13 protein-coding genes and 1 pseudogene are annotated in these 10,914 nt (G+C 71.0%); 8 read left to right on the forward strand and 6 right to left on the reverse strand.

Features of this window, described 5'->3' with window-relative positions:
• Positions 1-12 precede the first annotated feature (12 nt).
• From trpD to trpG, 4 genes are read left to right on the forward strand one after another with little or no spacing between them, the layout of a single operon-like run.
• Positions 13-1,092: an anthranilate phosphoribosyltransferase gene (gene trpD / locus DJ75_RS01065; protein WP_094522028.1), complete on the forward strand. Its 1,080-nt coding sequence runs from the start codon at positions 13-15 to the stop codon at positions 1,090-1,092.
• Complete coding sequence (locus DJ75_RS01070; protein WP_094522029.1) at positions 1,092-1,736, forward strand: phosphoribosylanthranilate isomerase; 645 nt, start codon at positions 1,092-1,094, stop codon at positions 1,734-1,736. Before trpD ends, DJ75_RS01070 begins: the two co-directional genes overlap by 1 nt.
• Complete coding sequence (gene trpE, locus DJ75_RS01075) at positions 1,733-3,385, forward strand: anthranilate synthase component I (RefSeq protein ID WP_094522030.1); 1,653 nt, start codon at positions 1,733-1,735, stop codon at positions 3,383-3,385. The genes DJ75_RS01070 and trpE overlap by 4 nt, the downstream gene beginning before the upstream one ends.
• Positions 3,382-3,999, forward strand: a complete 618-nt coding sequence (gene trpG, locus DJ75_RS01080) for an anthranilate synthase component II (RefSeq protein ID WP_094522031.1) — start codon at positions 3,382-3,384, stop codon at positions 3,997-3,999. Before trpE ends, trpG begins: the two co-directional genes overlap by 4 nt.
• Positions 4,000-4,032: 33 nt before the next feature.
• Here trpG and DJ75_RS01085 read toward each other — a convergent pair whose 3' ends face one another.
• From DJ75_RS01085 to DJ75_RS01105, 5 genes are all read right to left on the reverse strand, one after another.
• Positions 4,033-4,812, reverse strand: a complete 780-nt coding sequence (locus tag DJ75_RS01085; RefSeq protein ID WP_094522032.1) for a molybdenum cofactor biosynthesis protein B — start codon at positions 4,810-4,812, stop codon at positions 4,033-4,035.
• A gap of 89 nt (positions 4,813-4,901) precedes the next feature.
• Complete coding sequence (locus DJ75_RS01090; RefSeq protein WP_094522033.1) at positions 4,902-5,321, reverse strand: hypothetical protein; 420 nt, start codon at positions 5,319-5,321, stop codon at positions 4,902-4,904.
• Between the two features lie 82 nt (positions 5,322-5,403).
• A complete protein-coding gene (locus tag DJ75_RS01095; RefSeq protein WP_094522034.1) occupies positions 5,404-5,619 on the reverse strand; it encodes a hypothetical protein in 216 nt (71 codons plus the stop codon).
• 116 nt (positions 5,620-5,735) lie between these two features.
• Positions 5,736-6,974, reverse strand: a complete 1,239-nt coding sequence (locus tag DJ75_RS01100) for an NAD(P)/FAD-dependent oxidoreductase (protein WP_094522035.1) — start codon at positions 6,972-6,974, stop codon at positions 5,736-5,738.
• 86 nt (positions 6,975-7,060) lie between these two features.
• Complete coding sequence (locus tag DJ75_RS01105; RefSeq protein ID WP_094522036.1) at positions 7,061-7,648, reverse strand: DUF1684 domain-containing protein; 588 nt, start codon at positions 7,646-7,648, stop codon at positions 7,061-7,063.
• Between the two features lie 132 nt (positions 7,649-7,780).
• Between DJ75_RS01105 and DJ75_RS01110 the strand changes: the two genes are divergently transcribed.
• The 3 genes from DJ75_RS01110 to DJ75_RS01120 all read left to right on the forward strand — a co-directional run bounded on the left by DJ75_RS01110 (position 7,781) and on the right by DJ75_RS01120 (position 10,068).
• The gene (locus tag DJ75_RS01110) at positions 7,781-8,377 is read left to right on the forward strand and encodes a DUF6149 family protein (protein ID WP_094522037.1); all 597 of its coding nucleotides are present in this window, start codon (positions 7,781-7,783) and stop codon (positions 8,375-8,377) included.
• A 59-nt stretch (positions 8,378-8,436) separates the two neighbouring features.
• Positions 8,437-9,486 (forward strand): AI-2E family transporter, encoded by a 1,050-nt coding sequence (locus tag DJ75_RS01115; protein WP_094522038.1) that lies wholly within the window; start codon positions 8,437-8,439, stop codon positions 9,484-9,486.
• 63 nt (positions 9,487-9,549) lie between these two features.
• Positions 9,550-10,068, forward strand: coding sequence for a TspO/MBR family protein (locus DJ75_RS01120; protein WP_094522039.1), 519 nt, complete (start codon positions 9,550-9,552; stop codon positions 10,066-10,068).
• Positions 10,069-10,077: 9 nt separating this feature from the next.
• On the opposite strand, the gene DJ75_RS01125 is transcribed toward DJ75_RS01120, so the two are convergent.
• Positions 10,078-10,692 (reverse strand): GNAT family N-acetyltransferase, encoded by a 615-nt coding sequence (locus DJ75_RS01125; protein ID WP_094522040.1) that lies wholly within the window; start codon positions 10,690-10,692, stop codon positions 10,078-10,080.
• Positions 10,693-10,772: 80 nt separating this feature from the next.
• On the opposite strand from DJ75_RS01125, the pseudogene DJ75_RS18930 reads away from it, so the two are divergent.
• Positions 10,773-10,914 (forward strand): annotated as a pseudogene (locus DJ75_RS18930) (methyltransferase type 11); the annotation flags it as partial.

The raw sequence follows: 10,914 nt of genomic DNA on the forward strand, positions 1-10,914 counted from the left end.
TCGGTGAGCACTATGGATATCAACGACACGGTCGAACGCGTGACGGACGGGACGGATCTGACTGTCGAGGAGTCGCGCGAGGCCGCGCGGCTGGTCTTCGAGGAGGCCACGGAGGCGCAGATCGGCGCCCTCCTCGCCGCCCTCCGGGCGAAGGGCGAGACCGAGGCCGAGATCGCCGGCTTCGCGCAGGGGATGCGCGACGCCGCCCGCACGATCGAGCCGGCCCGCGAGCCGCTCGTCGACACCTGCGGGACGGGCGGCGACGACTACGACACGATCAACGTCTCGACGACCGCCGCGATCGTCGCCGCGGGCGCGGGCGTCCCGGTCGCCAAGCACGGCAACTACTCCGTCTCCTCCTCCTCCGGGAGCGCCGACGTGCTGGAGGTCGCGGGCGCCGACGTCGAGGCCGAGCCGCCGGCGGTCGAGGACGCCATCGAGGCCGACGGGATCGGCTTCATGCTCGCGCCCGTCTTCCACCCGGCGATGAAGGCCGTGATCGGCCCGCGCAAGGAGCTCGGGATGCGGACGATATTCAACGTGCTCGGCCCGCTCACCAACCCCGCCGGCGCCGACGCGCAGGTGCTCGGCGTCTACGACCCCGACCTCGTCGGGACGATCGCCCGGTCGCTCGCGCGCATGCCCGTCGAGCACGCGCTGGTGGTCCACGGCGCGGGGATGGACGAGATCGGGATCCACGACGAGACGGTCGCCGCCGAGGTCGTCGGCGACGAGGTGACCGAGTTCACGATCGCGCCGGAGGACCTCGGGCTCGACCGCGCCCCGATCGAGGACGTCTCGGGCGGGACGCCGGCGGAGAACGCGGCCGACCTGCGGGGGATCGTCGACGGCTCCGTCACGGGGCCGAAGCGCGACCTGATCCTCGCGAACGCGGGGGCGGCGATCTACGTCGCCGGCGAGGCCGACACGCTCGCGGCGGGCGTCGAGCGGGCCGCCGAGGCGATCGACTCCGGCGCGGCCGCCGAGAAGTTCGCGGCGCTGTGCGGCGACGACGGGATCGCGGAGGGAGCGGCGACCCCGGCGGACGACGCCGAGGAGGCGACGACCGCCGGCTCGGAGGGCGACGACTGATGGCCCGGGTGAAGATCTGCGGGCTCACGGACGCCGCGGACCTCCGGGCCGCGGTCGACGCGGGCGCGGACGCGGTCGGCGTGATCTCGGAGGTGCCGGTCGACTCCGGGCGCGAGGTCGACTCGGCGACGGCGGCGGAGCTGCTCGCGGACGTCCCGCCGTTCGTCACGGCGACGCTGGTCACGATGCCCGACTCCGCCGAGCGCGCGGTCGAGCTCCTGCGGACGGTCGGTCCGGACGCGATTCAGCTCCACGGCGAGTGGACGCCCGACGAGATCCGGTACATCCGCGCGGAGACGGAGCGGAAGGTGCTGCTCGCCGTCGACGCCGACGACCCGGCCCGCGCCGAGGAGTTCGACGCGGTCGCCGACGCGCTCGTGATCGACTCGACCGACGACTCCGGCGCCGGCGGCACCGGCGAGGCCCACGACTGGGCGAAGACGGGCGAGCTGGCGGCCCGGCTCACGTCGCCGGTCGTGCTCGCGGGCGGGCTCACGGCCGACAACGTCGCCGAGGCCGTCCGCGTCGCCGACCCGTACGCCGTCGACGTCGCCTCCGGCGTCGAGCTGGCGGACGGGCGGAAGGACCACAACGCGGTGGCCCGGTTCGTCGCCAACGCGGGCCGGGAGATGGAGCTCGCATGAGCGACGACGGCTCCCCGCTCGACCGCTCGAAGGCCGCGTTCGTCGAGCTCGCCGCCGACGCGGAGAAGCCGGTCGTCGTCCGGGCGTCCGCGGCGCTCGACGCCGACGTGACCCCGCTCGCGGCGTACGCGACCCTCGTCGGCGACGGGCCGTACGGGTTCCTCCTGGAGTCCGGCGAGAAGGTCGCCTCCAGCGACCCCGACGGCGCGTTCACGTCGGGCGGGAAGGCCGACCGGCACGCCCGCTACTCGTTCGTCGGCTACGACCCCGAGGCGATCGTCTCCGTCCACCCCGACCGCACCGAGGTGACCCGGCTCGGGCCGGCGGCGGAGTTCGTCGGGGACGGATCTGAGAAAGAGATCGGCCCCGGCGCGGGCGACGCGGTCGACCGGATCCGCGCGGCGTTCCCCGATGTGAGCCTGCGCGGGTTCCCCGACACCGACCGGCAGATCCTCTCCGGCGGGTTCGTCGGCTTCCTCGCGTACGAGGCCGTCTACGACCTCTGGCTGGAGGAGGTCGGCGTCGAGCGCCCCGAGACCGAGTTCCCGGACGCCGAGTTCGCGCTCACGACCCGCACGGTCGTCTTCGACGAGAAGGAGGGGAGCGCCGAGCTCGTCTTCACGCCGGTCATCGGTGTCGACGACGACCCGGCGGCGGTGTACGACGACCTCGTCGCCGAGGCGGAGCGGGTGAGCGCCGAGCTCCGTGAGGCCGCGCCGCCGGAGCCCGACGGGATCCGAGTCGACGCGGAGTCCGCGGACCCACGCGAGGCGTACGAGGAGGCGGTCCGGACCGCGAAGCGCCACGTCCTCGACGGCGACATCTACCAGGGCGTGATCTCGCGGAGCCGGGAGCTCCGCGGCGAGGTAGACTCGCTGGGGCTGTACGCGGCGCTCCGCGAGGTGAACCCCTCGCCGTACATGTACGTGCTGCGCCACGACGACCGGAGCATCGTCGGCGCGAGCCCGGAGACGCTGGTGTCGGTGCAGGGCGACCGGATCGTCTCGAACCCCATCGCGGGCACCTGTCCCCGCGGGACGAGCCCGGTCGAGGACCGCCGGCTCGCCGGCGAGATGCTCGCCGACGCGAAGGAGCGCGCGGAGCACACGATGCTCGTCGACCTCGCGCGCAACGACGTCCGGCGCGTCTCGGAGGCGGGATCGGTCCGCGTCGAGGAGTTCATGAACGTGCTGAAGTACAGCCACGTCCAGCACATCGAGTCGACCGTCACGGGGACGATGGCGGCCGACGCCGACGCCTTCGACGCCACGCGCGCGACGTTCCCGGCCGGCACGCTCACGGGGGCGCCGAAGGTGCGCGCGATGGAGATCATCGAGGAGTTAGAGACCACGCCGCGGGAGGCGTACGGTGGCGGCGTCGGCTACTACGCGTGGACCGGCGACGCGGACTTCGCCATCGTGATCCGGACCGCGACGCTCGACGAGTCGCCGGCGGGCGCGAGCGGTCCGGACGAGGCCGCCGTGACCGTCCGGGCCGGCGCCGGGCTCGTCGCCGACTCCGATCCGGCCGCCGAGTACGAGGAGACCGAGCAGAAGATGGACGGCGTGCTGACCGCGATCGACCGGATCCGGGACGAGGAGTCGCCCGCGGACGACCTCCTCCCCGCCGGGGCGGAGGTCGACGAATGAACGTCGTCGTCGTCGACAACTTCGACTCGTTCACCTATAACCTCGTCGAGTACGTCTCCGATCAGACGCTCGACGGCGAGGACGACGCGAGCGGGGACCCGGAGCCGATCGACGTCGAGGTGTTCAAGAACACCGCGTCGCTGGCGGCGATCCGCGACGCCGGCCCGGACGCGGTTATCGTCAGCCCCGGCCCTGGTCACCCGAAGAACGAGCGCGACGTGGGCGTGACGACGGCCGTGCTCCGGGAGCTCTCGCCCGAGGTCCCGACGCTCGGCGTCTGTCTCGGCCTAGAGGCCGCCGTGTACGAGTACGGCGGGACCGTCGGTCACGCGCCGGAGCCGATCCACGGCAAGGCGTTCCCGGTGGATCACGACGGCGAGGGGGTGTTCGCCGGGCTCGACCAGGGGTTCCGCGCCGGGCGGTACCACTCGCTGGCCGCCACGGCGGTCCCCGACGCCTTCGCGGTGACGGCGACGACGGACCACGAGGACGACGAGATCGTGATGGGGATCCGCCACCGCGAGCACCCGATCGAGGCCGTGCAGTTCCACCCGGAGAGCGTGTTGACCGCGGCCGGCCACGACCTGATCCGGAACTTCCTCGAAGCCGTCTGAGGCGGACGTCGAGACCGCGCGGCGACGCGGGCCCTACTTCGCTTCCTCGTCCGCCGACTCCCCGCTCGCCTCGCGGTCGCCCTCCGTCTCCTCTTCGGTGCCGGCGTCGCCCTCCGTCTCCTCCTCGTCGTCTTCGTCGTCCGCGTCGCGTCCGGCGAGCCCGACGAGGTGGCCGACCTCCGGGAGGATTATCTCGTCGACGCCGAGCCGGACCGCGTTCTCGGAGCCGGGGAGACAGAAGACGGGCGTGGCGGAGACGATCCCGGCCGTCGCCCGCGACCCGATGGTCCGCGTCCCGACCTCGGCCTCCGAGCGCCGGCGGAACAGCTCGCCGAAGCCGGGGAGCTTCTTCGCGAAGAGGCCGTCGACCGCCTCCGGCGTCACGTCGTCCGGCGTCACGCCGGTGCCGCCGGTGGTGACGACGACGTCGGCGTCCTTCCGGCGGGCCAATCGGTCTACGGTCCCCTGCACGCTGTCGTACTCGTCCGGGACCAGCTCGCGGACGGCGACCTCGTGGCCCGCGTCCTCGAACGCGGCGGCGACGTGGTCGCCGGACGGGTCCTCGTCGAGCGAGCGCGAGGACGACACCGTCACGACCGCGACCTCGACCGACTCGGCGTCGTGGTGGTGATGGTCGTGGCCGCGGTCGTCATCGTGGTGGTGGTCTCCGTCGTCGTGGTGGTCTCCGTCGTCGTGGTGGTGGTCGTGGCCGCGGTCGCCGTCTTCCCCGCGGCCGCCGTCCGCGTCCTCTCCGCTGTCGCCGCCCTGTCCGTGGTCCGCTTCGCCCTCGCCGTGGTCGTGCGCGTCGCTCATGGCACCACGTTTCCCGGCGACGGTGAAAACACCACCACCTCCGCCCCCCGGACGCGGCGGTCGCCCGATTCGCGCGCTATCGGACCGACCTAGGGCCAGTCGTCCCGCGACGACTCCTCGGGCGCCTCCTCCTCGTCCGGCTCGTCCGCCGCGAGGATCCACCCCGCGGCCTGGGCCGCGTCCTCGACGTGGAGGAACTCCCAGCCGGTGGCCTCGGCGACCGCCTCGTCCTCGTCGTCGACGCCGACGAACACGTGCCGGTCCGTGTCGAACTGGCCGGCGATGTTCTCCAGGCTCTCCTCGACGCCGCGCGGGCCCGAGAAGAAGTCCTGGCGAACGCGGTGTTTGCGCGTGAAGTTGGTGACGACGTACGTCGGCTTCTCGCTGACCACGCCGACGTACTCCGTCCACTGCCGGGCGTTGTTGAACACGTCGTTGGGGTCCGCGAGCGTCTTCAGCGCCTCCAGCTCGAACGCGAGCGTCATGTCGGTAGATCCGCCACTGTCCATGGATCCGTGTTCGCGCGGCGAGCGAAAACAACTTCGCTTCGGGGGTGGCGTTCGCGGGGGACCGACGTCGCCTCTCCGACCCTCAGCGCGTGCGAACCTGGTAGTAGTCGGTGAACTTCACGAAGTCGCCGTCGTCGAGGTCGCCGTGTTCCGGCGCCGTTCTCGGTCGCCCGGCGAGCTTCCGCACGAGGATCTGTGCGTCCTCGCCGAGTTCGTCGTAGTGACGCACGCGAGCACCCGGCGGGATCCAGCCGGTCCGCCGGAGCCGAAGCCGTCGCCCCGTCTCTCGGAGTGGCATACGATAACGCATGTCACGATTAATCATAAACGTTGCGTCGGTTCCGAGCGAGCGGGTCGAACGAGCGTAAACGGAGCGACCGGAGAAACGGACGGATCGGGGGCGAGCGTCCCGCGTTACTGCTCGGTCGTCGCCGCCAGGTCGTCGACGGAGAAGCCGGGCTCCATGAGGAGATCCGTCTGATCGCTCACGTCGCGGCCCTCGCGCATGAGCTGTTTGAACGCGGACTGCGGGGAGAGGTCGCCGATGAGGACGCCGCCGACGACCTTGCCGTCCTTGAGGGCCACGCGGCGCCACTCGCCCTCGGCCGTGGTCGCCTCGACCGAGTCGTCGCCGATGGTCGGGTGGCCGAACGAGAGGAACGGGAAGTCGAAGTGGGTGATCGAGTACGAGGAGACCCACTCGAACGCCTCGCTGCCGTAGTCGAGCATGTTGCGGGCGGCGATCGTTCCCTGCTCCTTCGCCGAGCCCCACGAGCCGTTCTTCCCCTGCTCGCCGAGGACCAGATCGTTGAACGTGGTGATGTCGCCGGCCGCGAACACGTTGTCGACGTTGGTTCGCATGTACTCGTCGACGGCGATGCCGTTGTCCGTCTCCAGCGGGGTCTGCTCGACGATCTCGGTGTTGAAGTTCAGGCCGATCGCGACGCCCGCGAAGTCGCACTCGTAGCGCTCGCCGTTCGGGTCAACTGCGGCCTCGACGTGGCCGTCGTCGTCGACCTCGAAGTGATCGACGCCGGAGCCGAAGACGGGCTCGACGCCGCGCTCGCGCATCGCGTCGTGCATGATCGACGCGCCCTCCTCGGAGAGCGCGTAGCGCCACCAGCAGTCGCCGCGCATCAGGTACTTCGCCTCGACATCCTGCGCGCCGCAGATGGCCGCGAAGTCGATCCCGAGGAGCCCCGCACCGACGATGACAGCCCGCTCGGCGCCCTCGACGCTCTCTTTGATCCGCCGAGCGTCCTGGAACGTCCAGAAGTGGTGGATCCCGTCCGCGTCCGCGTTCTCGACGGGGAGCTGCTGGGGGGTGCCGCCGATCGCGAGCAGGAGGGAGTCGTACTCGAACGTCTCGCCCTCGTGGGTGTGGACCGCGTCGTTCTCCACGTCGATGTCGACGACGACGGTGTTGAGCCGGAGGTCGACGTCGTGCTCGTCGTACCATTCCTCTTGGTGGATCGAGATCGGCGCCTCGGGGAGCTTCCCCTTCGCGTACTCTTTGATCAGGATCCGGTTGTAGAGGGACTCTCCCTCGTCGGTGAGAACCGTGATCTCGGCGTCAGGCGCTTGCTCGCGCAGCGTCTCGGCCGCGGACGCACCCGCGATACCGTCCCCGACGATCACGTACGAATCGCTCATGTGCGGGCGTTCGGATTCGGGGTTAATGTGGGTTGCCATCCGCACTGATACCCGTGATACACTTGCGCTCGGGGCCGCGGTCGGACTTATTCACCGCCGTGGTCGCCGCCACCGGCGGGTTCGGCGGGGAAATCGCGCTCGCCCGCCTCGATCCGAGCGTCGAGCCAGTTCTCCGTCGGCGTCAGCGGACACTCGTACGCGTGGTTGTACGCGCACGTGGGGTTGTACGCGACGTTGAAGTCGAGCGTCCACTCCCCGTCGACGCGGTCGCGGTCGGGCATGAGGTCGAGGTAGCGCCCCGCTCCGTACGTCTCCTCGCCGTTGGTGTCGTCGCGGAAGGGGACCCAGAACCGGTCCGAGCCGTCGGTCGGACGGTACGCCTGTAGCGAGTGCGCGTCGCCGTCGAGCTCGAACCTGAACTCCCCCCATCTGCGGTACGTCTGCTCGCCGTCCGCGGTGGTCTCGACGGATATCGTCTCCGTCTCGTCGTGCTCGTGGAGCGGGAGCACGAAGCGATACGCCGGATCGGGGTCGTAGAACGAGAGCCCGGGGAACGCGTCGCCGCGCATCTCGATCGGCAGCGGCGACCGCGCCGACTCCCGGAACTGCTCCTCTTTCGCGCGACGCTCCCGTTCGATCCGCCGCGCCCAGTCGTCGGTCTCGTTCGCGTTCATCACACCGCAATATTGTGCTTACTATGCAATAACAATTGCGTCGGTCCGTGCGGCGGTGGACCGCCGCCGCGACCGCGGTCCGTCGCGGCCGAGGCGCCACAGATTCAAGGACGTGCCGACCTAACGAGACGTATGAAGATCCGGCAGAACATCCGCCACTGGGCCGCCAAGAAGGCGTTGACGACGCCGGTCGTCGGCGACGTCGCGAACGACAAGCTGGTCGACCTCCACACGAGCATCTTCCTGAACAAGGCCGACGAACAGCGCCGGGAGGAGCGCCGCGAGCACCTCGACGACTTCTTCGACGCGACGATGGACACCTACGTCGCCGGCTTAGAGACCGGCTTCCCGGAGGCCGAGGCCCGCGAGATCACGCACGTCCAGGCCAACTTCGACTTCTTCAACCACGGCTGGACGGAGATGATGGAGATCCCGGGCGACGAGTTAGAGGAACATTACCGACGCTACGAGGAGTTCTTCACCGAGCACGGGATCACGATCGACGACCCGCTCGGTGACTTCCGGCCGATCGAGGGCGTCTCCGTCGCCCCCGAGACGCCCGAGCGGCTGGAGACCGCGGAGTACGAGAACGCGCTCGCCGGCTTCGCCGACGACGTGTACGTCCATACCGACGACGGCGAGACGGTCGTCGGCGGGGGGGCCGAGGAGCCCGAGGACGTCGACCCGTCGGCCGCGCCCGGGCTCGACGAGGACGAGGCGAGCGCGTAACGAAGCCGGTCGCCCCGAGAGCCGCCCACGTTTATACTTCGGCGGCGAGAGCGGGCGACATGAACCGCGGTCAATCGTTTCTCCTCCTCCTCATCGGTATCGTCGCGCTGTTGACGCTGTTCGTCATCCTCCCGTTCGTCGAGTACGTGGTCGCGTCGGCGATCCTCGCGTACGTCCTCTACCCGTTCCACGTGCGGCTCTCGAGATGGCTTCGGGACCGCCTCGCGGGCCACGTGCGGGAGTCGGTGTCGACCCGGCTCGGCCGCATGCTCTCGGGCATCTCGCTCATCCTCGCGTCCGTCGTCGCCGTCATCATTCCGCTCGCGTACATCTCGTGGGTTTTCATCCGGGACCTCACCGAGATCGCCCGCGGGAACACGGAGATCGACGTGAGCGCCATCGAGGCCGAGCTCGCGGTGCTCACCGGCCGGGAGATCGACGTCGGCGAGGTGCTCGCGATGGCCGGACAGCTCCTTGTCGAGACGCTGTTCGGCGGGGTCAGCGGGGTCGTCACCACGGCGCTTCGGGCGTCCGTCGGCCTCTCTCTGGCGCTGTTTCTCGTCTACTACACGCTGCTTGACGGACCGGCGTTCGTGGGCTGGATCCGGGACACGAGCCCGCTTCCCGCGGAGGTCACCGCCGACCTCGTCGACCGCGTCGACGCGATGACCCGCGGCGTGGTGATCGGACACATCGCCGTGGCGCTGCTGCAGGCGCTGGTCGCCGGCGTCGGCCTGTGGGCGGCCGGCGTCCCGAACGTCGTCTTCTGGACGTTCGTCATGGCCGTGCTCGCGCTGCTGCCGCTGATCGGGGCGTTCTTCGTCTGGGGGCCGGCCGCGGCGTACCTCGTCGTCGTCGACAAGGTCACGGCCGGGGTGTTGCTCGCGCTGTACGGGGTGTTCGTCATCGCGCTGGTGGACAACTACGCCCGGCCGATCGTCATCGACCAGCAGGCGCACCTGAACCCCGCGGTGATCCTCCTCGGCGTGTTCGGCGGGATCTACTCGGTCGGGTTCACCGGGCTGTTCGTCGGCCCCATCGTCATCGGCGTGCTCGCGGCGACGCTGGAGACGTTCCGCGAGGACTACGACGCGATCGGCGGCGGGTAGGCGGCGTGATTTAGCGGGTAGCCGGCGGCGTGATTTAAACCGATCAGCCGCGTACACGGACCCATGGCAACCGCCGCCCGATCCCGGCTGCCGGACCGCCGGGACGCCCTCCTGATCGTCGCCGCCGCCGTCGCGGTCAACCTGATCGGGGCGGTCGGCGTCCCCTTCACCGCCACCGAGAGCGCGTGGTTCGCCGAGCTCGCGCTGCCGGCGTACTACCCGCCCGGGTGGGCGTTCGGCGTGGTCTGGCCGATACTGTACGCGCTGCTCGGCGCCGCCGCGGCGCTCGTCTACCTCCGTGGCCGCGACGCCCGCGACGCCCGAATCGCTCGCGACGCCCGGACCGCGCTCGGCCTGTTCGCCGTCCAGCTCGGCGTCAACGTCGCGTGGTCGCCCGTCTTCTGGGGGCTCGAACGCCCAGACCTCGGGCTCGCCGTGCTCGTCGCGCTCCTCCCGCTCGTCGCCGCGACGATCCTCGCCTTCGACCGCGTCGACCGCCGGGCCGCGCTCCTGCTCGTCCCCTACCTCGCGTGGGTCTGTTTCGCGACCGCGCTCAACTACGGGATCTGGGCGCTGAACTGAGCCGGTCGGTCACCCTGACTCCGGCTCCTCTCCGAGTCGCTCCGCGATGAACCGCCGCTCGCGGGGGTCGAGCTCGCGGTCGTCCTCGCGGAACGCCCGGAGCCCGGCCCGGTACCGCTCCCCGTCACCGTCGCTCTCCGGGGCCGGCTCGGTCGCCGGGCGCTCCAGCTCCAGCTCGGCGAGCCCGGTCCGATCGCCCGTGTACGCGAAGCCGGACTTGTAGAGCGCCGCGTAGGCGAACGGGTTGTTCACGGCGATCCGCACCCGGTCGTAGCCGTCCGCCGCGAGCCGCGAGACGGTCCGGTCCACGAGCCGCGGGCCGATCCCCTCGCCTCGGCGGGCGACGTGGACGGTGACGTACCGGAGACGGCAGCAGGCGGGGTCGGTCCGGTCGGGCGAGAAGGAGACCGCGGCGACCACGTCGTCGTCGAACGCGCTCGCCTCGACGGTCGGCGGCAGCGGCTCCTCCGGCTCCCACCGCGGGACCGCCGGCGAGCCGTCGGGCGTCCGGAGGACGGCCTTCCCGGGCTTGCCCACGACGAACTTGCCGGCGTAGGCGAACGCGCGGTAGTCCAGCCGCAGGGTCGCCCCGGAGCCCGGATCGCCGACGAGCGCGTACTCCATGCTCGCGCTACGGCCCGTTCGGATAAATACGGAGCGGCGCCCCCGCGGCCTGTTAAGTGGCTCCGCCGCCGAGAGCGACCATGTACGGCCTCGGCGACGTCCGCTTCTTCGACCGGGTGGCCCCCCTGTACGACCGCGTCATGCCGCCGGCGAACGGTGAGGCGCTGGCCGCGGGGCTCGCCCACGCGACGCGACCGATCGACCGCCTGCTCGACGTCGGCG

It is taken from the genome of Halorubrum sp. Eb13 (genome assembly GCF_002252895.1).
Lineage (GTDB): Archaea > Halobacteriota > Halobacteria > Halobacteriales > Haloferacaceae > Halorubrum.

What these genes read in the sequence shown, in the direction of transcription:
- DJ75_RS01120 (WP_094522039.1), top strand. Translation starts at nt 9,550, where the DNA reads ATGGCAACCGCCGCCCGATCCCGGCTGCCGGACCGCCGGGACGCCCTC.
- DJ75_RS01115 (WP_094522038.1), top strand. Translation starts at nt 8,437, where the DNA reads ATGAACCGCGGTCAATCGTTTCTCCTCCTCCTCATCGGTATCGTCGCG.
- trpD (WP_094522028.1), top strand. Translation starts at nt 13, where the DNA reads ATGGATATCAACGACACGGTCGAACGCGTGACGGACGGGACGGATCTG.
- trpE (WP_094522030.1), top strand. Translation starts at nt 1,733, where the DNA reads ATGAGCGACGACGGCTCCCCGCTCGACCGCTCGAAGGCCGCGTTCGTC.
- DJ75_RS01070 (WP_094522029.1), top strand. Translation starts at nt 1,092, where the DNA reads ATGGCCCGGGTGAAGATCTGCGGGCTCACGGACGCCGCGGACCTCCGG.
- DJ75_RS01125 (WP_094522040.1), bottom strand. Translation starts at nt 10,692, where the DNA reads ATGGAGTACGCGCTCGTCGGCGATCCGGGCTCCGGGGCGACCCTGCGG.
- DJ75_RS01110 (WP_094522037.1), top strand. Translation starts at nt 7,781, where the DNA reads ATGAAGATCCGGCAGAACATCCGCCACTGGGCCGCCAAGAAGGCGTTG.
- DJ75_RS01095 (WP_094522034.1), bottom strand. Translation starts at nt 5,619, where the DNA reads ATGCCACTCCGAGAGACGGGGCGACGGCTTCGGCTCCGGCGGACCGGC.
- DJ75_RS01105 (WP_094522036.1), bottom strand. Translation starts at nt 7,648, where the DNA reads ATGAACGCGAACGAGACCGACGACTGGGCGCGGCGGATCGAACGGGAG.
- DJ75_RS01100 (WP_094522035.1), bottom strand. Translation starts at nt 6,974, where the DNA reads ATGAGCGATTCGTACGTGATCGTCGGGGACGGTATCGCGGGTGCGTCC.
- trpG (WP_094522031.1), top strand. Translation starts at nt 3,382, where the DNA reads ATGAACGTCGTCGTCGTCGACAACTTCGACTCGTTCACCTATAACCTC.
- DJ75_RS01090 (WP_094522033.1), bottom strand. Translation starts at nt 5,321, where the DNA reads ATGGACAGTGGCGGATCTACCGACATGACGCTCGCGTTCGAGCTGGAG.
- DJ75_RS01085 (WP_094522032.1), bottom strand. Translation starts at nt 4,812, where the DNA reads ATGAGCGACGCGCACGACCACGGCGAGGGCGAAGCGGACCACGGACAG.